Origin of the sequence: Nocardia suismassiliense, assembly GCF_900269665.1 — a bacterium.
Classification (GTDB): domain Bacteria; phylum Actinomycetota; class Actinomycetes; order Mycobacteriales; family Mycobacteriaceae; genus Nocardia; species Nocardia suismassiliense.
In genome coordinates this window covers 961,846-982,509 of sequence record NZ_LT985361.1, presented here as the reverse complement: position 1 = coordinate 982,509, position 20,664 = coordinate 961,846, and the positions used below count along the sequence as shown (strand labels likewise).

The 20,664-nt window shown below is 67.2% G+C and carries 20 protein-coding genes and 1 tRNA gene; 10 read left to right on the top strand and 11 right to left on the bottom strand.

Annotated features, from left to right (window positions below):
* Nucleotides 1-113 precede the first annotated feature (113 nt).
* Nucleotides 114-866, top strand: coding sequence for a DUF427 domain-containing protein (locus DBO33_RS04455; RefSeq protein ID WP_107653893.1), 753 nt, complete (start codon nt 114-116; stop codon nt 864-866).
* Nucleotides 867-964: 98 nt separating this feature from the next.
* Here the strand turns inward: DBO33_RS04455 and DBO33_RS04450 are convergent, their stop codons facing one another.
* The gene (locus DBO33_RS04450; RefSeq protein ID WP_107653892.1) at nt 965-1,882 is read right to left on the bottom strand and encodes an AraC family transcriptional regulator; all 918 of its coding nucleotides are present in this window, start codon (nt 1,880-1,882) and stop codon (nt 965-967) included.
* A gap of 95 nt (nt 1,883-1,977) precedes the next feature.
* Here DBO33_RS04450 and DBO33_RS04445 point away from each other — a divergent pair, with 95 nt between their 5' ends.
* Entirely contained in the window at nt 1,978-3,027 is a 1,050-nt protein-coding gene (locus DBO33_RS04445; RefSeq protein ID WP_107653891.1) for a saccharopine dehydrogenase NADP-binding domain-containing protein, read from the top strand.
* A gap of 40 nt (nt 3,028-3,067) precedes the next feature.
* On the opposite strand, the gene DBO33_RS04440 is transcribed toward DBO33_RS04445, so the two are convergent.
* Nucleotides 3,068-3,140 (bottom strand) — tRNA-His (locus DBO33_RS04440).
* Between the two features lie 101 nt (nt 3,141-3,241).
* Between DBO33_RS04440 and DBO33_RS04435 the strand changes: the two genes are divergently transcribed.
* Nucleotides 3,242-3,652 (top strand): cupin domain-containing protein, encoded by a 411-nt coding sequence (locus DBO33_RS04435; RefSeq protein WP_107653890.1) that lies wholly within the window; start codon nt 3,242-3,244, stop codon nt 3,650-3,652.
* A 128-nt stretch (nt 3,653-3,780) separates the two neighbouring features.
* Here the strand turns inward: DBO33_RS04435 and DBO33_RS04430 are convergent, their stop codons facing one another.
* Both DBO33_RS04430 and DBO33_RS04425 read right to left on the bottom strand, forming a co-directional pair.
* Nucleotides 3,781-4,110 (bottom strand): hypothetical protein, encoded by a 330-nt coding sequence (locus DBO33_RS04430; protein WP_107653889.1) that lies wholly within the window; start codon nt 4,108-4,110, stop codon nt 3,781-3,783.
* Nucleotides 4,110-5,324, bottom strand: a complete 1,215-nt coding sequence (locus DBO33_RS04425; protein WP_107653888.1) for a Rieske 2Fe-2S domain-containing protein — start codon at nt 5,322-5,324, stop codon at nt 4,110-4,112. Before DBO33_RS04425 ends, DBO33_RS04430 begins: the two co-directional genes overlap by 1 nt.
* A 198-nt stretch (nt 5,325-5,522) precedes the next feature.
* Here DBO33_RS04425 and hsaA point away from each other — a divergent pair, with 198 nt between their 5' ends.
* The 5 genes from hsaA to DBO33_RS04400 all read left to right on the top strand — a co-directional run bounded on the left by hsaA (nt 5,523) and on the right by DBO33_RS04400 (nt 10,630).
* Complete coding sequence (gene hsaA, locus DBO33_RS04420; protein WP_107653887.1) at nt 5,523-6,686, top strand: 3-hydroxy-9,10-secoandrosta-1,3,5(10)-triene-9,17-dione monooxygenase oxygenase subunit; 1,164 nt, start codon at nt 5,523-5,525, stop codon at nt 6,684-6,686.
* 89 nt (nt 6,687-6,775) lie between these two features.
* Nucleotides 6,776-7,654: a 4,5:9,10-diseco-3-hydroxy-5,9,17-trioxoandrosta-1(10),2-diene-4-oate hydrolase gene (gene hsaD / locus DBO33_RS04415; protein ID WP_107653886.1), complete on the top strand. Its 879-nt coding sequence runs from the start codon at nt 6,776-6,778 to the stop codon at nt 7,652-7,654.
* On the top strand, nt 7,654-8,559 hold the full coding sequence (gene hsaC / locus DBO33_RS04410; protein WP_107653885.1) for an iron-dependent extradiol dioxygenase HsaC: 906 nt from the start codon (nt 7,654-7,656) through the stop codon (nt 8,557-8,559). Before hsaD ends, hsaC begins: the two co-directional genes overlap by 1 nt.
* A gap of 20 nt (nt 8,560-8,579) precedes the next feature.
* Nucleotides 8,580-9,146, top strand: a complete 567-nt coding sequence (hsaB, locus tag DBO33_RS04405) for a 3-hydroxy-9,10-secoandrosta-1,3,5(10)-triene-9,17-dione monooxygenase reductase subunit (RefSeq protein ID WP_107653884.1) — start codon at nt 8,580-8,582, stop codon at nt 9,144-9,146.
* A gap of 155 nt (nt 9,147-9,301) precedes the next feature.
* Nucleotides 9,302-10,630 (top strand): NAD(P)/FAD-dependent oxidoreductase, encoded by a 1,329-nt coding sequence (locus tag DBO33_RS04400; protein ID WP_234390693.1) that lies wholly within the window; start codon nt 9,302-9,304, stop codon nt 10,628-10,630.
* A 43-nt stretch (nt 10,631-10,673) separates the two neighbouring features.
* Here DBO33_RS04400 and dmpG read toward each other — a convergent pair whose 3' ends face one another.
* From dmpG to DBO33_RS04380, 4 genes are read right to left on the bottom strand one after another with little or no spacing between them, the layout of a single operon-like run.
* Nucleotides 10,674-11,711, bottom strand: a complete 1,038-nt coding sequence (dmpG, locus tag DBO33_RS04395; RefSeq protein ID WP_107653883.1) for a 4-hydroxy-2-oxovalerate aldolase — start codon at nt 11,709-11,711, stop codon at nt 10,674-10,676.
* Nucleotides 11,712-11,723: 12 nt separating this feature from the next.
* Nucleotides 11,724-12,635 carry an acetaldehyde dehydrogenase (acetylating) gene (locus tag DBO33_RS04390; RefSeq protein WP_107659974.1) on the bottom strand — a complete coding sequence of 304 codons (912 nt, stop codon included), beginning with the start codon at nt 12,633-12,635 and terminating at the stop codon, nt 11,724-11,726.
* Between the two features lie 10 nt (nt 12,636-12,645).
* Nucleotides 12,646-13,431, bottom strand: a complete 786-nt coding sequence (locus tag DBO33_RS04385; RefSeq protein ID WP_107653882.1) for a 2-keto-4-pentenoate hydratase — start codon at nt 13,429-13,431, stop codon at nt 12,646-12,648.
* 1 nt (nt 13,432) lies between these two features.
* A complete protein-coding gene (locus DBO33_RS04380) occupies nt 13,433-15,076 on the bottom strand; it encodes an FAD-binding protein (RefSeq protein ID WP_199856529.1) in 1,644 nt (547 codons plus the stop codon).
* Nucleotides 15,077-15,189: 113 nt separating this feature from the next.
* Between DBO33_RS04380 and kstD the strand changes: the two genes are divergently transcribed.
* On the top strand, nt 15,190-16,896 hold the full coding sequence (gene kstD / locus DBO33_RS04375) for a 3-oxosteroid 1-dehydrogenase (protein WP_107659973.1): 1,707 nt from the start codon (nt 15,190-15,192) through the stop codon (nt 16,894-16,896).
* The gene (locus tag DBO33_RS04370) at nt 16,896-17,762 is read left to right on the top strand and encodes a MaoC family dehydratase (RefSeq protein WP_107653881.1); all 867 of its coding nucleotides are present in this window, start codon (nt 16,896-16,898) and stop codon (nt 17,760-17,762) included. Before kstD ends, DBO33_RS04370 begins: the two co-directional genes overlap by 1 nt.
* Nucleotides 17,763-17,792: 30 nt before the next feature.
* Here the strand turns inward: DBO33_RS04370 and DBO33_RS04365 are convergent, their stop codons facing one another.
* From DBO33_RS04365 to DBO33_RS04355, 3 genes are all read right to left on the bottom strand, one after another.
* On the bottom strand, nt 17,793-18,281 hold the full coding sequence (locus DBO33_RS04365) for a hypothetical protein (protein ID WP_107653880.1): 489 nt from the start codon (nt 18,279-18,281) through the stop codon (nt 17,793-17,795).
* Nucleotides 18,278-19,552 carry a DUF58 domain-containing protein gene (locus DBO33_RS04360; RefSeq protein WP_107653879.1) on the bottom strand — a complete coding sequence of 425 codons (1,275 nt, stop codon included), beginning with the start codon at nt 19,550-19,552 and terminating at the stop codon, nt 18,278-18,280. The genes DBO33_RS04365 and DBO33_RS04360 overlap by 4 nt, the downstream gene beginning before the upstream one ends.
* 141 nt (nt 19,553-19,693) lie before the next feature.
* The gene (locus tag DBO33_RS04355) at nt 19,694-20,656 is read right to left on the bottom strand and encodes an AAA family ATPase (protein ID WP_107653878.1); all 963 of its coding nucleotides are present in this window, start codon (nt 20,654-20,656) and stop codon (nt 19,694-19,696) included.
* Nucleotides 20,657-20,664: the final 8 nt, after the last annotated feature.

Here is a 20,664-nt window from a genome sequence, read left to right as displayed (position 1 = left end):
TTCACCGCCCAGCTGCCTGGACCCGCGCACCGGGTTCAGGCAGCTGCCGCGTGCGCCGATCGTGGTCGCTCACACCCTTGCTCAGGCCCGTGGCGGGAGTACCGTCGGATGCTATGGGCGATGCGCAGCGAGGCCGGGTCAAGATCGAAACCAGCCAGAAGCGAGTGCGTGTATTTCTCGGCGGCCACCTGGTGGCCGACACTGCTCGGCCGGTCCTGGTGTGGGAGGGCCCGCACTATCCGACCTATTACATCCCGGTCGCGGATCTGCACGCGAAACTCGAGCCGACCGGTAAGTCCCACCACTCCCCCAGCCGCGGCGACGCGACCGAGTACGACGTGGTCGTGGACGGCACCACCGCCGCCGCAGCCGCCCTGCGCTACCACGAGTCGCCGCTGACCGAACTGAACGAGCTGGTGCGGCTCGAGTGGAACAAGATGGACGACTGGTTCGAGGAAGACGAGCCGGTCTACGTCCACCCGCGTGACCCCTACTCCCGCGTCGACATCCTCGCCAGCTCCCGGCACGTACGCGTGCAGATCGACGGCGTCACCGTCGCCGACTCGAACTCCCCGCGCATCCTCTTCGAAACCGGCCTCCCCGCAAGGTATTACCTCCCGATGACCGACGTCCGAATGGACCTCCTACACCCGTCGGACACGCACACCAGCTGCCCCTACAAGGGCACCGCCGACTACTGGACCGTCCGCGTCGGAGACAAGGAATACCAGGACTACGTGTGGGGATACCGCACGCCGCTACCGGAGAGCCAGAAGGTCGCAGGCCTGGTCTGCTTCTACAACGAGAAGGTCGACACCTACGTCGACGGGGAACTCCAGGAACGCCCGCACTCGCCGTTCAGCTGAGAAGGTCAGCAGTAGCGGGTCGAGCCGTCCGCCCGCTTGCCGCACAGATACAAAGGCCCACAGTCACTTCGACTGTGGGCCTGTTGCTTTGGTGCTGATCAGACTGCGACGAGTGGGGGCTGGTCTTCGGCGCGGCGGTATTGGCCTGGGGCGAGGCCGTATTCGCGTTTGAAGGCCTTGGCGAAGGCGAATTCGGAGGTGTAGCCGACCTTTCGGGCTACCGTGCCCAGGGGTGCGTCGGTGTCGCGGAGGAGGCGGGCGGCGGTGAGCATGCGCCAGCGGGTGACGTAGGCGAGTGGTGGTTCGCCGACGGTGGCGGTGAAGCGGCGTGCGAGGGTGGCGCGGGAGACGCCGGCGACGCCGCTGAGATCGGGGACGGTCCAGGATCGGGCGGGTTCCTCGTGCACGGCCCGCAGTGCTGCGGCTACCGCCGGGTCGGCGAAAGCGCCTGCCCAGCCGGTGGATTGGGCGTTGGATTGTTCGTCCAGCCAAGCACGCAGGATGAAGAGCAGCAGCGTTTCGAGTAGTGCTGGGACGGCGGCGTCGCTACCCGGGCGGGGTTCGGCGATTTCGGCGGCGAGCAGGTCGACGGCGCCGCGCAGGGCCGGATGCCGACCGGGGCGGGCGGGCAGATGGATGAACTCGGGCAGTTCGTCGAGCAGCGGGTGGCTGCGTTTCTTGCCGAGTTCGTATGCGCCACACAGCAAGGCCGCGCGCACGCCGGGACCGGTGAGCTCCCTCGGTTCGCCGACCTGCGCCAGCTCGGTGACCGGACTGTCGAGGCTGTCCACCAGGTCGTGGTCGGCACCTCGGGGCATGAACACGACGTCGCCGACGCCTAGTGCCAGCGGTGCGCCGGTCGGCGGTACCAGCCAGCAGGAGCCTTGCAGCACCACATGGAAACCGGCACCCGGCACCACGGGGTAGCGGCGGCCCCAGGGGGCGTGCCGGATGAACAGCCCGGAGGTCGGGCTGCCGGTGCGGATGGCCGCGATGGTTTCGCTCAGAATGTCCACTCGAACACCATAGCGCTTCCTGACTGAGCGTTTGAGATATATCAGCGAGCAATACGGCCATTGGTTTACTCATTGCCAGACCATAAGTTTGTGTCATGACATCGACGAGCAACACCAAGACCATCGCCGTTTACGGCGCCACCGGCATCACCGGCGGCTACGTCCTCACCGAGCTGCGCAGGCGCGGCTTCACCCCGATCCTGGTGGGCCGCAATGCAGCCCGGATCCAGGCCGCCGCAGCTGCCGCCGACCTGCCGGACGCGCAGATCCGGGTCGCCGATCTCACCGACCACGACGCGCTGGTGACCGCGTTCACCGGGGCCGACGTGGTGATCAGCAGCCTGCCCGCCTACGTGACCCACGGACCCGCGGTGCTGGCGGCGGCGATCGACGCCGGGGCGCACTACACCGATATGTCCGGCGAGCAGCTGTTCCTGAAGCAGGTGTTCGACGAGTTCGGGCCGCGGGCCGAAGCAGCCGGAGTGACTCTGATCTCCGGCGTCACCGACAGCAATCTGCCCGGTGACCTGCTCGGTTACCTGACCACCCGCCGGGTGGCCGGCCCGGCCGAGGTGGTGCTCAGCCATCTGAGCAAGGGCGGCGGCAACGGCTCCAAGGGCAGCGCGAAGACCGTGTTCGCCAGCCTCGACTGGTTCCGCAGCGGCGGCTGGAACTACGCCGACGGCGAATTGCGCACCGGCGCAACGGCTCGGCACGGTGAGATGACCTTCCCGGGCGACACCCAGTCGACCGCCGTGGCGAAATTCCCGCAGCCGCCGGTACTTACGATCCCACGCCATTCGGACGTCTCCTACGTCGAGGGCGTGCTCGCCACCTCGATCCTGGACACGCTGAGTGGGTTCACCGAGGAGGTCATCGACACGCTGCCGGACGCACCGAGCGCGGAGCTGCGCTACGACCTGGTGGTCGACGCGTTCGGCGCGGACGGTCGCACGGTCCGCGGTGTCGTGAGTGGTGTGCACTCCTACCGTGATTCGGCGCTGATGGCGGTGGAGGTCGCTGTCCGGCTGGCAGACGGGACCGCGAAGCCAGGAGCACTGGCGGTGGCCGAGGCGTTCGACGCGACCGAATTCCTTGACACGCTCGCACCGTTCGGCATCACCTGGCGCATCGAAGAGCGCTGAGCCCGCTGTTCGGAAAGGCGCCGCAAGGGCGCCTTTTTCGGGTGAGTGACGGGGCTTGAACCCGGGACCCCCTGGACCACAACCAGGCGCTCTGCCAACTGAGCTACACCCACCATGGTGTTCGGCTACGGTAGCGCGGCGGTCCGCCTCCGGTCACCTGATTTTCACCGCGGCTGTCCGGCGCCACCGGCCGCGGATCAGGCATAGTCGAACGATGACCGACAACCGACCCGCGCTCGCCGAAGCCCTCGATCTGGCACCGCACCCGGAGGGTGGCTGGTTCCGTGAAACTTGGCGCAGCGCCGTGGAATTCGAGCCGAAGGGCTACGAGGGCGCACGCGCCACCGCCACCGCGATCCACTTCCTGCTGATGCCGGGCGAGCAGTCGGCGCCGCACACGGTCCGCTCCGACGAGCTGTGGCTCTGGCATCGCGGCGGACCGCTGGTGCTGAATATCGGCGGCGAGGAGGTCGTGCTCGGGCCCGATGTCGAGCACGGCCAGGTGCTACAAGCGGTGGTGCCCGGCGGGGTCAGCCAAGCCGCCCGACCGGCCGGCGACGAATACGCGCTGGTGAGCTGCTTCGTCTCCCCTGGTTTCGACTTCGCCGACTTCCAGATGGACTGACGCTTACGAGTTCCGCGACGCCGGACGAGGTCGGCGGCGCGGGTCGGTTGCGCGAGTTCGGCGACAGCGAGCACGTCGGTGACGCCGGACGCAGCATGACCGTGTGCCCGCCCGATCAAGTTCTGCGACTAGTCGGGAACTGGGACGACGCCTTCGTCCACAGCCCACTTGATCGTCTTCTCGAGCTGCGGACAGGAGTCGGGCCTACCGGGTCCGTGCCCCTTCTTGCTGAGCTCCGCGAACACCGGACAGTGCGTCTGCGGCGGCTCGGTCCACTGCACGGAGGTCTGGTGCGAACTGCTCTTGCGCACCAGCACCTCACTCTGGCAGGCCTGACACCGCAGCGATGTCAGGCCCTGCTCCAGATACCGTTCCTTGTCGACCACGGTCTGGGCGCGCACTTCGGCCTGCCGCGCAGGCTGGTCGGCGAAGTCGGGTGCTTTCGCCCAGGTAACCATCAGACTCCGGCCTCCGCTTGGTCGGTGGCGGCCTCGTCGGCCTCCCGCTTGCGCCGCAGGTTCTCCGCGACCTCGGCCTCCCACGCCTCGTTCGCCTTGGTGGTGTCCACCTCGAACTCGAAGCGCTGGGTCATCTTCTCGGTGACGTCGGCGAGGTCGACGTAGAACTGGTCGTACCAGCGACGCAGCTGGTAGACCGGGCCGTCTTCCTCGCACAGCAGCGGGTTCTCGACCTTGGACTTGTGCTTCCAGATCTCGACGTCCTGCAGGAAGCCGACGCTGATGCCCTCGGTCATCTTGGCGGCCAGCTTGTCCGCCATCTCGCCGTCGACGCCCTGCGGCTTCTCCAGCGTGATACCCCACTGGAGCACGAAGGAGTCCTGGGTCACCGGGTAGTGGCAGTTGATCAGGACGCTCTTGACCTCGTACCCGCTGTAGATGTTGACCAGCGGATTGATCATGTAGGACGGCCCGAAGTAGGACGCCTCCGAGCTCAGCGTGGTGTCGCCGCCGTACTTGGACGCCATCCCGATGTCCGGCCTGCCCTTGGTCTCCAGGAACTGGGTGGCGATATGCCCCTCGAAGACGTTCTTGAAGTAGGTCGGGAAGGCGAAGTGGATGTAGAAGAAGTGCGCCATGTCGACCACGTTGTCGATGATCTCGCGGCAGTTCGCGCCCTCGATCAGCATGGAGTTCCAGGTCCAGTCGGTCCAGCCGTTGTCGAGCTGTTCGCTCGGGTTGCCGTCCGCGTCGGTGTAAGGCCCCTTGATGTGCGGAATGGTCACCTCCGGCGGGGGCTGACTGCCCTCGACGTCGTGCCAGACGAACAGCTGACCGTTGCGCTCGAGCGTGGTCCACTTCCGCGTGCGCGCCAGCGGCGGCACCCGCCGGCCGTAGGGAATCGCGGTGCATTTACCGCTCGTGCCGGACCAACGCCAGTCGTGGAACGGGCAGGCGATGTCGTCGCCCTTGACCTCACCCATACTGAGATCGCCACCCATGTGCCTGCAGTAGGCGTCGAGTACGCGCAGCTCGTCGTTGCTATCGGCCCAGATCACCAGCTTGGTACCGAACACATCCACCGCGTGCGGCTTGCCGTCGCGGAACGACTTGGCCAGACCGAGGCAATGCCATCCCCTCGCATAGCGGGTGGGTACGGTGCCGACGTCTAGCTCCCGGACCTTCGCACCGCTCCCCTGTGGGGTAACTGCCATCGCGAATCCTCCTCCTTCTGTACTAGAACACGTTACAAAAATGTCGCGTTCCACGCCAGCGATTCACGCCACTTCCTGCACATGTCCGTCTATGGCCACAGATAGACACCCGTTCTCGACAGAAATAGGAACCTGTTCTAGTCTCAGAGGCAAATGACTACCGGTTATCCAATTGACCAGGCAGGAGCAGGTCCCGAGATGACGCAAGAAGTGACCGAACGGGTCGACGCGCTGTTGCCGATGCTGCGCGAGCGCGCGCAGGAGGCCGAGGACCTGCGGCGCATCCCCGACGAAACCATGAAGGCCTTGCAGGAGACCGGATTCTTCCGACTCCTACAGCCCAAGCAGTGGGGCGGCCACGCGGGTGACCCGGTCGTCTTCTACGACACCGTGCGCAAGCTGGCCAGCGCCTGCGGGTCCACCGGCTGGGTGGCCGGCATTGTCGGCGTACACAATTGGCACCTGGCGCTGTTCGCACAGCAGGCGCAGGAAGACGTCTGGGGCGAGGACACCGAGGTGCGGATCTCCTCGTCCTACGCGCCGATGGGCGCGGGCACGGTGGTCGAGGGCGGCTACCTGGTCAACGGCGCCTGGGCCTGGTCCTCGGGGTGCGACCACGCCACCTGGGCGGTGCTCGGCGGTCCGGTGATCAAGGACGGCAAGCCGGTCGACTTCGGCAGCTTCCTCATTCCGCGCGACGACTACCGCATCGACGACGTCTGGAACGTCGTCGGCCTGCGTGGGACCGGATCCAATACCGTTGCGGTGAAAGATGTTTTCGTGCCGTCGCACCGGTTCCTGAGCTTCCGCAAGATGAGTGAGCAGAAGTCACCCGGGCTCGAGCAGAACACCGATCCGGTGTACAAGATGCCCTGGGGCACAATCCATCCCACCACCATCGCGACGCCCATCGTCGGCATGGCCTACGGCGCGTACGCGGCGCACGTCGAGCATCAGGGCAAGCGGGTGCGCGCGGCCTACGCGGGCGAGAAGGCGAAGGACGATCCGTTCGCCAAGGTGCGTATCGCGGAGGCGTCCAGCGATATCGACGCGGGCTGGCGTCAGCTGTCGGGCAATGTCGCCGAGGAATACGCCCTGCTGGCCGCGGGCAAGGAGATCCCGTTCGACCTGCGGGTGCGGGCCCGGCGCGATCAGGTGCGCGCGACCGGACGTTCGATCGCCGCCATCGACAAGCTGTTCGAGAGCTCCGGTGCCACCGCGCTGGCCAACGGCACACCGCTGCAACGCTTCTGGCGCGACGCGCACGCCGGCCGGGTGCACGCGGCGAACGATCCCGAACGGGCATACCAGATGTACGGTCAGCACGAGTTCGGGCTGCCCGTCACCGACGCGATGGTGTAGGAGTTTGTTGTGAGCGAGCGTCAGCGAGTGAACCGAAATTACAGCGTCCCGGAGGGCACGGCGGAGCCGAGCGTCAGCGAGGTGGAGCTGTGACGTCAACGGTGGAGATCACCGCCGAATCGACCTCCCGCTTCGCGCAGGTGCGTCCGGATCTGCGGCTGCACTACCACGAGGCGGGGGTCGGCAACGGGCCGACGATCGTGCTGCTGCACGGTGGCGGGCCCGGCGCGTCCTCCTGGTCGAACTTCGGCCGCAATATCCCGGTGCTGGCGCAGAACTTTCACGTGCTGGCCGTGGACCAGCCCGGCTACGGACAGTCGGACAAGCCGACCGAGCATCCGCAGTACTTCGTGCACAGCGCCTCGGCGCTGCACGATCTGCTCGTGCACCTGGAGATCAGCGGGCGGGTGCACCTGCTCGGCAATTCGCTCGGCGGCGGCGCGGCCGTGCGGTTCGCGCTGGACTATCCGGATCAGGCCGGGAAGCTGGTGCTGATGGGTCCGGGTGGGTTGAGCACCAACCTGTTCGCGCCCGACCCGACCGAGGGCGTGAAGCTGCTCGGCAAGTTCAACTACCAGCCGACCAGGGAAAACCTGGAGGCGTTCCTGCGGATCATGGTCTTCGATCAGTCGCTGATCACCGACGAGCTGATCGATGAGCGGTTCGCCGCGGCCAGCACGCCGGAGTCGCTCGCTGCGGCGCGGGCGATGGGGAAGTCCTTCGCCAGTGCGGATTTCGAGAAGGGCATGCTCTGGCGCGACGCCTATAAACTGCGTCAGCCGGTGCTGTTGATCTGGGGGCGGGAAGATCGCGTCAACCCACTCGACGGCGCACTGGTCGCGACCAAGCTGATCCCGCGCGCACAATTGCATGTGTTCGGCGGCTGCGGACACTGGGCGCAGCTGGAGAAGTTCCACGAATTCAACCGGCTGGCAATTGATTTCCTCGCCGGTTCCAAGGAGAAGTGATGGGGATTCGATCACTGGCGTATCTGCGCATCGAGGCGACCGACATGGCCGCCTGGCGCGAGTACGGGCTCAAAGTGCTCGGCATGATCGAAGGCAAGGGCGGGAATCCGGACGCGCTGTATCTGCGGATGGACGAATTCCCGGCCCGGCTGGTGATCTCGCCCGGCGACAAGGACCAGCTGCAGATCTCGGGCTGGGAGACCGCCAACGCCCATGAGCTGCAAGATATCCGGAGTCGGCTGGAAGCCGCCGGTGTGCCCTACAAGGAGGGCACCGCCGCGGAACTGGCCGATCGGCGAGTACACGAGCTGATCCGTTTCGACGACCCCTCCGGCAATACCCTGGAGGCGTTTCACGGTGCGGCGCTGGAGCATCGGCGGGTGGTGAGCCCGTACGGGCATCGCTTCGTCACCGAGGAGCAGGGGCTCGGCCACGTCGTACTCAGCACCAAGGACGACCAGGCCGCGCTGGAGTTCTACCGCGACGTGCTCGGCTTCCGGCTGCGTGACTCGATGCGGTTGCCGCCGCAGATGGTCGGGCGCCCGGCCGACGGTGAACCCGCCTGGCTGCGCTTCTTCGGCTGCAACCCGCGGCATCACTCGCTGGCGTTCCTGCCCATGCAGACCCCGAGCGGCATCGTGCACCTGATGCTCGAGGTGGAGGCGGCCGACGATGTCGGGCTGTGCCTGGATCGCGCACTGCGCAAGAAGGTTCCCATGTCGGCGACGCTCGGCAGGCATGTCAACGACAAGATGCTCTCCTTCTACATGAAGACGCCGGGCGGGTTCGATGTCGAATTCGGCTGCGAGGGGCTCGAAGTCGACGACAATGATTGGATTGCCCGCGAGTCGACCGCCGTGAGCCTGTGGGGTCACGACTTCAGCGTCGGGCAGCGCCAGCAGTGAGTGAGAGGGCGAGCGAAACGATGACCGATCCCGAGATCGACGCGCGGGCCTTTCGTAACGTGCTCGGCCAGTTCTGTACCGGCATCACCGTCATCACCACCTTCGACGATGCCGAGGCGCCGGTCGGTTTCGCCTGCCAGTCCTTCGCCGCCCTCTCCCTCGACCCACCCCTGATCCTCTTCTGCCCCACCAAGACCTCGCGCTCCTGGGCGGCCATCGAACAATCCGGCCGCTTCTGCGTCAACGTGCTCGCCGAGGAACAACGAGAACTCTGCGCCCGCTTCGGTTCCCGCGAACCCGACAAATTCGCCGGCGTCCCCTGGCACACCTCTCCCCTCACCCTCCCCGTCCTCGACGACGCCCTCGCCACCATCGAATGCACGGTGGACAGCGTCGTAGACGGCGGCGACCACTACATAGTCATCGGCCGAGTCCAAGCCCTCACCGAATCCACCACCACCGGCCGCCCCCTCCTCTTCTACCGCGGCCAATACACCGCCATAGAACCCGACAAAACCACCCCCGCCCCTTGGCGCGCCGACCTCGACCACTTCCTCACCACCACCACCCTCGACACCTGGCTGTAGCCGTCCCCTACGAGCCCTGTCCTGCCGTAAACCGCAGGTCAGGGCTCGCTGCTGTCCCGCCCGCCGCTGCCGTATCCGGGCGCGTCCCGGCTCGTCCGGTTTCGGATGGGGGGATGGGGGAATCGCGGTGGAGGGGCGATTTGTAGGAGGTGGCTGTGGCTGAGGAGAAGAGGGCCGGTCCGGAGCGGGTGGTGATTGTCGGTAGTGGGTTTGCCGGGTTCACCTGTGCCAAGCGGTTGTGCAAGGTGTTGGGGCGGACGGGGCGGGAGGTGGAGGTCCTGCTGGTTACACCCAATGACTACATGCTGTACACGCCGTTGTTGCCGGATGTGGCCGGTGGGGTGATCGATCCGCGGTTTGTGGCTGTTTCGCTGGCCGATGCGCTGCCGCGGGTGCGGTTGGTGATCGGTAAGGCCGAGGCTGTCGATCTGGACAAAAAAACGGTCAGGGTGAGCAGTGAGCATCAGGCCGACCGCGAATTGTCTTGGGATCGGCTGGTTCTGACGCCGGGATCGGTGACGCGGTTGTTCGATGTGCCGGGCGTCGCCGAGCATGCGCACGGACTCAAAACGGTGGCCGAGGCGCTGTACCTGCGCGAGCAGTTGTTGCGGCAGCTGGAGTTGGCCGACTTCGAGGATGACCCGGAGGTGCGTAAGGCGCGCAGGACCGTGGTTGTTGTCGGCGCTTCCTATGCGGGGACCGAGCTGATCGCGCAGTTGCGGGCGTTGGCCGATGCCTATGCGGCCCGGCGCGGATTCGATCCGGCGGAGGTCCGCTTCGTCCTGCTCGACATGGCCGAGCGGGTGATGCCGGAGGTCGGTGACCGGCTCAGTGACAAGGTGCTGGGTGTGCTTCGCGAACGCGGCATCGATATCCGGTTGAAGACCTCGTTGAAGGAGCTGACGGAACGGCAGGCGGTACTCACCGACGAGACCGTGGTGCCGACCCACACGGTCGCCTGGGTGACCGGTGTGACCGGCGCACCCATGTTGGAGTCGCTCGGCTTGCCGATGGAACGCGGGCGCCTGGTGGTCGACGCGAACCTGAGCGTGCCCGGTCATCCCGATGTCTTCGCCGGTGGTGACGCGGCGGCGGTGCCGGACCTCACCAAACCCGGCAAGATCACCCCGCCGACCGCCCAGCATGCCTCCCGGCAGGGTAAGGCGCTGGCTCGGAATGTGGCCGCCAGTCTCGGTATCGGCGGCGCCGCGCCGTACAAACACCGCGACATGGGTCTGGTCGTCGATCTCGGACCGCACTTCGCGGTGGCGAATCCATTGGGCGTCAACCTGTCCGGGTTCCCCGCCAAGGCCGTCACGCGGGCGTACCACACCATCGCCGTGCCGCGTCCGGTCAATCGCTGGGCGATCACGCTGGGCTATCTGACCAATTCGATTACCCCACGGCCGCTTTCGCTACTGGGGCTGGTCAGTCCCGAAGAAGCGAGCTTCGACAGCAGCGAAGGAATCCCGACCCGGCGATAGCGTGCGGGCCGCGAACGGCACTGACGTTCGCGGCCCGGCTCCGTCAGACGGAGACTGCCGCCTGCTCCCGCTGCAATTCCAGGGCGATGTCGATGAGCTGATCTTCCTGCCCGCCGACCAGTTTGCGCTTACCCGCGCGGACCAGCATTTCCGCCGCGGAGACACCGTACCGTTCGGCCTGACGCTCGGCGTGCTTGAGGAAGCTGGAGTAGACCCCCGCATAACCCATCATCAGCGAAGACCGGTCGAGCAGGCACTCCTGCGGCATGGCGGGACGAACCACGTCTTCGGCGGCATCGGCGATGGCGTAGAAGTCGATGCCCGTCTTGATATCGAGCTTGTCGCAGACACCGACCAAAGCCTCGACCGGAGTATTGCCCGCACCCGCACCGAACCGTCTTGCGCTGCCGTCGATTTGAGTGGCACCGGCACGGATGGCGTAGATCGAGTTGGCAACAGCCAGATCCAGGTTCTCGTGACCGTGGAAGCCGACCTGGGCATCGGACCCCAGTTCGGCGACGAGGGCGGCGACACGATCGGTGACCTGATCGAGCACGAGCGCACCGGCCGAGTCGACCACATAAACGCACTGGCAGCCCGCATCCGCCATGATCCGAGCCTGCTTGGCCAGCACCTCCGGCGGCTGGGAATGCGACATCATCAGGAAGCCAACAGTTTCCAGCCCGAGTTCGCGGGCCAGGCCGAAGTGCTGGATGGAGACGTCGGCCTCGGTGCAGTGGGTGGCGATGCGGCAGATCGAGGCGCCGTTGTCCTGGGAGATCTTGATGTCTTCCTTGACGCCGACCCCGGGCAGCATCAGCACCGCGATCTTGGCCTGGGTCGCCGTCTCCGCGGCGATCTTGATCAGTTCCTGCTCAGGGGTTTTGGAGAAGCCGTAGTTGAACGACGACCCGCCGAGCCCGTCCCCGTGGGTGACCTCGATGACCGGCACCTTCGCGCCGTCCAGGGCGGCGACGATGTCGCGGACCTCGGTGGCGGTGAACTGGTGGCGCTTGTGATGGGATCCGTCGCGCAACGAGGTGTCGGTGACGCGGATGTCGAGTTCTGCTGAGTAAGCCATGTTTTCGCTCCCTTACACCCGTGCCGAGACGATTTGCCCGGCGATGACCTCGCCGACTTGCGTTGCGGCAGCGGTCATGATGTCGAGATTGCCCGCGTACGGCGGCAGGAAGTCACCCGCCCCTTCGACCTCGACGAACACCGAAACCTTCGCCATCCCACCGGAAATCACCGAAGGCGGGTCGAACTGCGGGTCGTTGAGCAGGCGATAGCCGGGCACGTACTGCTGGATGTCGGCCACCATCCGGTGGATGGAGTCGGTGATGGCCGCGGTGTCCGCGTCTTCGGGGATTGCGCAGAAGATGGTGTCGCGCATGATCATCGGCGGCTCGGCCGGGTTCAGGATGATGATCGCTTTGCCGCGCTGCGCACCACCGATGGTTTCGACGCCACGGCTGGTGGTCTTGGTGAACTCGTCGATGTTCGCCCGGGTACCGGGGCCGGCCGAGACCGAGGACACCGAGGCCACGATCTCCGCGTAAGCGACCGGCACCACGCGGGATACCGCCGCGACGATCGGGATGGTGGCCTGCCCACCGCAGGTGATCATGTTGACGTTCGGCGCATCGAGATTCGCGCCGAGGTTGACCGGCGGCACCACGGCGGGGCCGACGGCGGCGGGCGTGAGGTCGACCGCACGGATGCCCGCTTCGGCATACTTCGGTGCGGCCGCGCGATGCACGTACGCCGAGGTCGCCTCGAAAACCAGTTCGGGCAACTCGGATTGGGCCAGCAGCCAGTCCACCCCCTCGGCGGAGGTCTCCAGCCCGAGCCCGCGGGCGCGCTTCAAACCCTCGCTGTCGGGGTCGATCCCGATCATCCACCGCGGCTCGATGCTCGCCGAGCGCAGCAGTTTGTAGAGCAGATCGGTACTGATATTGCCGGACCCGACGATCGCGGCGGTGACGGTCCCGTTCTCGGACACCACATGCCTCCTAAATGAATTGCAAACGGACAGAACCGAGCCCGGCGAACTCGGCATGGAACGCGTCGCCCGGACGGGCGTCGATGGCGCGGGTGCACGAGCCGGGCAGCACGATGTCGCCCGCCTTCAACCGCACGCCGAAACTCGCGACCTTGCGGGCCAGCCAGGCCACAGCGATGACCGGATCGCCGAGCACGGCGTCGCTGCGCCCCTCGGCCACCACCTCGCCGTTGCGGGTGAGCACCGCGTCGATCGCTTTGATGTCGATGTCCTTGGGCGCCACGCGCTCCGGGCCGAGCACGAAGCCGGCTGAGGACGCGTTGTCGGAGATGGTGTCGGTCAGCCCGATCTTCCAGTCCTTGATCCGCGAGTCGATCAGCTCGATGGCGGGGGCGAAAGCGACGGTCGCGGCGAGCACGTCGTCCTCGGTGCAGTCCGCGCCGGGCAGGTCGGCGCCGAGCACGAAGCCGACTTCCACCTCGACGCGGGGGAACAGATAACGACCAGCCTCGACCGGAACGTCTTCGTAGACTTCCATTTCCGCGAGCAGATGCCCGTAGTCGGGTTCGTCCACGCCCATCATCTGCTGCATGGCCTTGGATGACAGGCCGACCTTGTGCCCGACCACCCTGGCGCCGCTGTCGAGCCTGCGCCGGATATTGATCAGCTGGATCTCGTAGGCATCGACCACATCGATGTCCGGGTGCCGGGCAACCAGCGGATCGATCGCCACCCGATCCCGTTCGGCGAGCTCGAGCTCATCGGCCAATTCGGTTCGTACCGCGTCGGACAGCACGCTAGGTTCCTTCCACTATTGCTTGATCGAGCGTCCCGGGCTGTTCGGCCAGTACCGGCACTGCGCCGGCCGCGGCCCGACCGGCCCGGCGGCCGGAGAAGATGCAGTCCGACAGCGAGAGCCCGCTGACGTAGGACTTCGAGCAGATACCGACCGCCGTCCTGCCTGCCGCGAAGAGACCCGGAATGTCGGTCCCGGCAGTCGATTTCACCGCGCCGGTGTCCTCGTCCACCACGACGCCGCCGAGGGTGAGCATCGGGCACGGGTTGGCCAGACTCGGTCTGATGCCGACATCCAGCAGCCAGAACGGCCCGGTATGCAGCAGTCTGGTGAACTCGGCCGGCTTGCCGACCGGGTCGGGCGTGCCGTGCTCGATCGCCGCGTTGTGCGCGTCCACCGTCGCCCGCAGCCCGACCACGTCGATGCCGGCTCGCGCCGCGACGGCTTCGAGGGTGGCGCCGCGAATCGCGGTGCGCCGCATCGCCTCGAACTGGCCGCGCTGGAACCAGGCGCCCTGCTTACCGATCTGGTCGATCGCCGTGCGCATCAGCTCGTCGTCGGCGAGCAACCAGCCCTTGCCGCCGTGTTCGGTGATCAGGGCGTGCCCGACGGCCGCGCCGTACCTGGTCTCGTCGATGACCCGGCGGCCCGCCGCGTCGACCAGCACCGCGCCGGTGAACGCACTGGGCGGCAACAGGAATCGCCACGCGGAGACATTGCCCATTCGGTCGGTGGCCGCACCGGCCCGCTGCGCGAGCAGAATGCCGCTGCCGTCGTCACCGGTGGTGCCGAGCGCGAGTCCGCCGCGATAGTCCGGCGCGTATTCGCGCAGCATCGCCCGATTGGCGATGAAGCCGCCGGCACTGAGCACCACACCACGGCGGGCGAGTACACGAATTGTCGTGCCGTACTGACGATCCAGCCGAACCAGGCGCTTCTCCAGCGCAGCGCGTAACGGCGGATAATAGATGCCGGGTTTGGCGGCGACCTTGGCCAAGCGGGTGTATCGATCACGGACCCGCCCCGGTGCGTCCCGTAGCGTCCGGCACTCGACACCGATCACGGTGCCCACCTCATCGGTGATGAGTTCGGTTGCCTGCGTGAGCGTTTCGACGCGGACACCGAGCCTGGAAGCCGCGGCTGTGAGCGGCCCGGTGAGCTGCTTGCCGGAGGTACCCTTGCCCTTGACCCGATGCCCACGCTGCGCCGCCGGGATATCCCGGAACGCACCGGAGATCTCGCTGCCCGAGTAGTACAGGTAGTAGCTGTCGTTCGGGTACGACGTCTTGTACGGGCACAGCGACGCCTCGAACGGAACGCCATGGCCCTTCAGCCACTCGATCATCGCCGGGCTGCCGTCCACGAATCGGCGCAGCGTCGCGGGCGACACCACGTCGCCGACCTCGCGCTCCAGATACGCCAGCATCGCCTCGGGCGTATCCGCGACGCCGGCCTCCTGCTGCACCGACGTCCCGCCACCGGCATAGATGATGCCGCCGGACAGCGCCGACGCCCCGCCACCGGCGAACCGCTCCAGCGCGAGCACCTGCGCGCCGTCGGCCGCCGCTTCCAGCGCGGCAGCGGCACCGGCCGCGCCGAAACCGACAACGACCACGTCGGCAACCAGGTCCCAATCGAACCCCATGTAGTTCACTCCGGTCTGAAACTGAAACGAGTTTCTCGGTAGATGAGAAGCCGAGTAAGTCTTCTGCCTCACAACATAGACCAATGGCGGCATCATTCTATAACGTGTTCTACATGATTGATCGGGAATACGATGTGGTGGTGGTCGGCAGCGGCGCTGCGGGCATGACCGCCGCCCTCACCGCCGCCCATCACGGGCTCAGCGTGGTGCTCATCGAGAAGGCCGCGCACTACGGCGGGTCCACCGCCCGCTCCGGCGGTGGTGTCTGGATCCCCGGCAACAAGGCGCTGCGCGCCTCCGGCCGACCGGACGACCGCGAGGCCGCGCGCACCTACCTGCACAGCATCATCGGCGACGTGGTGCCCAAGGACCGGATCGATACCTACATCGACCGGGGTGCGGAAGCCTTCGACTTCGTGCTCGACCACACCCCGCTGAAGATGAAGTGGGTGCCGGGCTACTCCGACTACTACCCGGAGGCCCCCGGTGGTCTCGGCGAGGGCCGGTCCTGCGAGCCCACCCCGTTCAACGCCAAGGTGCTCGGCGCGGAGCTGGCCAACCTGGAGCCGCCGTACGCCAAGGCGCCGCTGAACGTCGTGGTCATGCAGGCCGATTTCGTCCGGCTCAACCTGATCCGCAGGCACCCGAAGGGCATCATGCGCGCGCTGCGGGTCGGTGCGCGTACTTACTGGGCCAAGGCCACCGGCAAGCACATCCTCGGCATGGGACAGGCGATCATCGCCGCGATGCGCAAGGGGCTGCTCGACGCGAATGTGCCGGTGCTGCTGAACACTCCACTGACCGGGCTGGTGGTGCAGAACGGCGTGGTCACCGGGGTCGAGGCGGAGCACGAGGGCGAGCAGGTCACCTTCACCGCGCGCTACGGCGTGGTGCTGGGCAGCGGCGGTTTCGAGCACAACGCCGAGCTGCGCACCAAGTACCAGCGCCAGCCCATCACCACCGAGTGGACCACCGGCGCGGCCGCCAATACCGGCGACGGCATTCTGGCGGGCATGGCGGCGGGCGGCGACGTCGGTTTCATGGAGGACGCGTGGTGGGGACCGACGGTGTTCAAGGGCGGGCGACCGTGGTTCGCGCTGGCCGAGCGCAATCTGCCGGGCACCATCATGATCAACGCCGAGGGCAAACGCTTCGGCAACGAGTCCGCACCCTACGTCGAGGCTGTGCACACCATGTACGGCGGCGAGTACGGCCAGGGCGAGGGGCCTGGTGCCAACATTCCGGCCTGGCTGGTCTTCGATCAGCGCTACCGCAACCGCTACATCTTCGCCGGATTGCAGCCAGGCCAGCGCTTCCCCAAGCGCTGGATGGAGAACGACAACATCGTGCAGACCGACACTCTCGACGAGCTGGCCGGCAAGATCGGTGTCCCCGCGGCCAACCTCGCCGCCACCGTCGCCCGCTTCAACACCTTCGCCGAGACCGGCAAGGACGCGGACTTCGGCCGCGGCGACAGCCATTACGACCGGTACTACGGCGATCCGACGGTGAAGCCGAACCCGTGCCTGGCCGCGCTGGTGCAAGGTCCGTTCTATGCCGCGAAGATCGTGCCCGGCGATCTCGGCACCAAGGGCGGTCTGGTCGCCGACACGGCGGGCCGGGTGCTGCGCGAGGACGGCAGCCCGATCGAGGGCCTGTACGCCTCGGGCAACTGCTCGACCCCGGTGATGGGTCACACCTACGCGGGCCCCGGCGCCACCATCGGACCCGCGCTCACCTTCGGCTACCTGGCCGTGCTCGACATCGTCGAGAAGAAGGCCGCGCAGCCCACCCGCCCGCTGCCGGACAAGGAGTCCTGATGCCGATCGATCCGAAAATCGCACTCGGGGCGGAACTTCCGAGCCGCGAGTTCTCCTGGACACCGTCCGACGTGCAGCTGTACCAGCTGGGACTCGGTGCGGGCACCCGCTGGACCGAGCCCGCCGAGCTGCGGTACCTCGACGACCGCACGCCCCAGGTGCTGCCGACGTTCGCGACCGTGGCGCCGACCCTGCACGAGACCGAGCCGCCGCGAGTCAGCTTCCCCGGCATCGACATCGACCTGGCCAAGGTGGTGCACGGACATCAGGAGGTCGAGCTGCACCGCCCGATCCCAGCCGCGGGTAAGGCCACGAGCACCGGCCGGATCACCGAGCTGTGGGACAAGGGTTCCGCGGCGGTGGTGGTCCAGGAGCAGACCGTCACCGGTTCCGACGGCGCACCGCTGTGGACCGCACGGTCCTCGATCTTCGCCCGTGGCGAGGGCGGCTTCGGCGGCGAACGCGGACCGAGCACCAAGACCGAACTGCCGGATCGGGCACCGGATTTCGACGTGAGCACGCCGACCCTGCCGCAGCAGGCGCTGCTCTACCGCATGTGCGGCGACCGCAATCCGCTGCACTCGGATCCCGAATTCGCCCGCGCCGCCGGGTTTCCCGCGCCCATCCTGCATGGGCTCTGCACCTACGGCATCGTCTGCAAGACGGTCACCGACACGGTGCTCGGCTCGGATGCGAGCCGGGTCACCGGTTTCCGGGCCCGCTTCGCCGGTGTGCTCTACCCGGGCGAGACGATCCGCACTCGGATCTGGCAGCAGGACAACGAATTGACCATCGCCGCAACGGTGGTCGAGCGCGAGGATGCTCCGGTGCTCGGCGACGTCACCTTACGGTTCAGCGCCGCCTGACACTCCTTCGATCTGCCGCAGGCGAGTGCGCTATGCGGCAGATCCGGGGGTGTTCGGCTGCGTTTCGGTGACGCCCGACGGGCGAGATACGGTGCGGCCCCGACGGACGGCAGCACCCTGGACTACCAACGCGTACAACACCAGCACCAGGATCGGGGCGGCGAGCGGCGCCCAGGCCAAGCGCAGCGGGAGCAGCGCGGCCCCGACAGCCACGGCGGCGAAGCCGACCGCACCCGCCACCGAGGGGACGGTGGTGGGTACGACGCCGTGCGGCGCGGTGACGGTGGCGGCGTTCAGCAGGTAGGTGGTGGCGACCAAACCCATTGCAGCGGAGGCCAGTACGCCAGGATTCGCGACGGCGAGCACGCCGATGGCCAGCAGGACGGCGAGCACCGCGAACGGGCGGAACCACCAGCCGAGGGCGACCAGGACCAGCGCGGGGACGGCGGCCCACGGTTCCAGCAGGGCGACCGAGGTCACCAGGAGTACGCCCGAGAGGACGGCGAGGAATCGGGTCATCGGCGCACCCGGACGGTGCGGCGGTGTTCGGGCAGCACCCGCATGATCTGGTCGAGCCGGGTTTCCGCGGGCCAGGCCACGATGTCGACGCCGACGGTGCCCATGTCGCGATACATCGAGGCGCGCTCCAGCTGCCACATCTTGGCCAGCGTCGGATCGAGATCGTCGCGGAACGGCGTGCCGCGCAGGACATCCACGACCACGACGACGTGTCCACGCTTGCGCAGATCGATCAGCGCGAGCGCGAACTGGGTGTCCAGCAGCGTGGAGAAGGCGACCACGATGGCGCCGAGCGGCACCGCCGAGTGCGGCGCCAGGGTGCCGGTGGTCGGGATGTACTCGTCGCCGACGTCGAGCACCGTGTCGACGATCCGATAGAACTGGCGGCGGCCGATATCCGGGCGCAGCCAGCGCGGCTGCCTGCCGAGGCAGACGACGGCGGTGCGGTCGCCGGCTTGCAGGGTGGACTGCACCACCTGCGCCGCGCCGCGCACCGAGAGTTCCAAGGAATCGGTGGCAGGACCCGGCGCCTGCTGCGAGGTATCTACCAGCACCACGACATCCGCGGAACGGTTGGTCAGCCGCTCGGTGACGTAGAGCCTGCCGCGGCGCGCACTCACCGGCCAGTTCACGATGCGCAGCTGATCGCCCGGCGCGTAGGCGCGGATGTCGGCGTACTCGACGCCAGGGCCATGCCTGCGGGTCAGATGGGTACCGAGCCGCTCAGGTAGTTCGGTGCGCGGCAATCGCATTCGCTGGGGGTCGGTGATCGGGTAGACGAATAGTTGCCCGGCGGGCAGCACCGCGGTGGCGACGGCAAGCCCCGCCGGACTGAGCGCGGAAACTCTGACCGACACCGGGTAGCGACCCCACCGATCCGCCGACAAGGCCAGTCGCAGACCCGCAGGCGCGCTGCCGGAATCGTTCGCCTCCTCGATCTCGATGCCCAGTGCCGCGACCGGTTCCGGCTTCAACCGCAGCAGCGCATGCCCCTGCTCAACGAAGGCGGCGACGGTCAGCACTACTTCTTCGGACTCGAAACACCGCAGCGTGCCGCCGCCGTCGACCTGGATCTTGGTCGCGGACTGCTGCCACCGCGCGGTCGCCAGCACGCCGAGCAGCGGTGCGGCGAAGACCACCAGCTGCCACCGCCCGAGTACAACCGCGACCACCAGCGCCACTGCGGCGCAGATGGCCAGCATGAAGACCAACGGGGCAGGACGCCAACGTAATTCGGCCTCGACCGCAGTGCTCGCGTCGCGGTGTCTCATGGCTTCGCCTCGCCGGCCCTCGGCTCCGTCATGGACACCGCCCGCCGGCACCCGATTCGCTCGCTCATGACTCCACCTCGCTGGCGCTCGGCTCCATCATGCGCGAGGCGCACTGCCACATGATTCGCTCGCTGCGTTCGTTCATGTCACGGTGGCGCGCGGCACGGGCAGGCGGCGCAGCAGTTCGGTGATCACGTCCTCACCGCGGATCCGGCGTACCCACATCTCCGGGCGCAGCGTGATCCGGTGCGCCATGGCCGGAATCGCCAGGGCCTTCACGTCTTCCGGAATCACGTAGTCGCGCCCGAGCAGCAGTGCCCTGGCCCGTGACATCTGCACCAGGTCCAGCTCGGCGCGCGGACTTGCGCCGACCTCCACCTGCGGGTGCGCCCGGGTGGCCGAGGCGAGTGCGACCACGTAACTCACGACATCCGGATGCACCGTGACGTACTCGACCGATTGGCGCATCTCCATCAGCCCGTTCGCGTCCACCACCTGGTTGACCTGCGGCGTGGTCGAACCGCGCTCCAGCCTGCGCCGGATCATCTGCTTCTCGTCGTGTTCGGACAGGTAGCCGAGCCTGAGCTGGATCGCGAACCGGTCCAGCTGGGCCTCCGGCAGCGGGTAGGTGCCTTCGTACTCGATCGGATTGTCCGTCGCGAGCACGATGAAAGGCTGTGGCAGCTGGAAGGTTTCGCCGTCGATGCTGACCTGTCCCTCGGCCATCGACTCCAGCAGCGCGGCCTGGGTTTTCGGTGGGGTCCGGTTGATCTCGTCCGCGAGCAGCACATTGGTGAAGACCGGCCCGCGACGGAAAGTGAAGCGGCCCGAGGACATGTCGTAGATGGTGGACCCGAGTAGATCGGCGGGTAGCAGGTCCGGCGTGAACTGCACGCGGGTGAACTGCAGGCCGAGCGCCGCGGCGAACGATCTGGCGATCAACGTCTTGCCCAGGCCGGGCAGATCCTCGATGAGGACGTGCCCGCCGGCCAGCACCGCGATCATGATCAATCGCATTTCTTCCTGCTTGCCGACGATCACCCGGGATAGCTCCCTGAGCACGGCGTCGCTGCGCTGGACCGTGACATCCATCGGCATCGTCATGTGTGTAC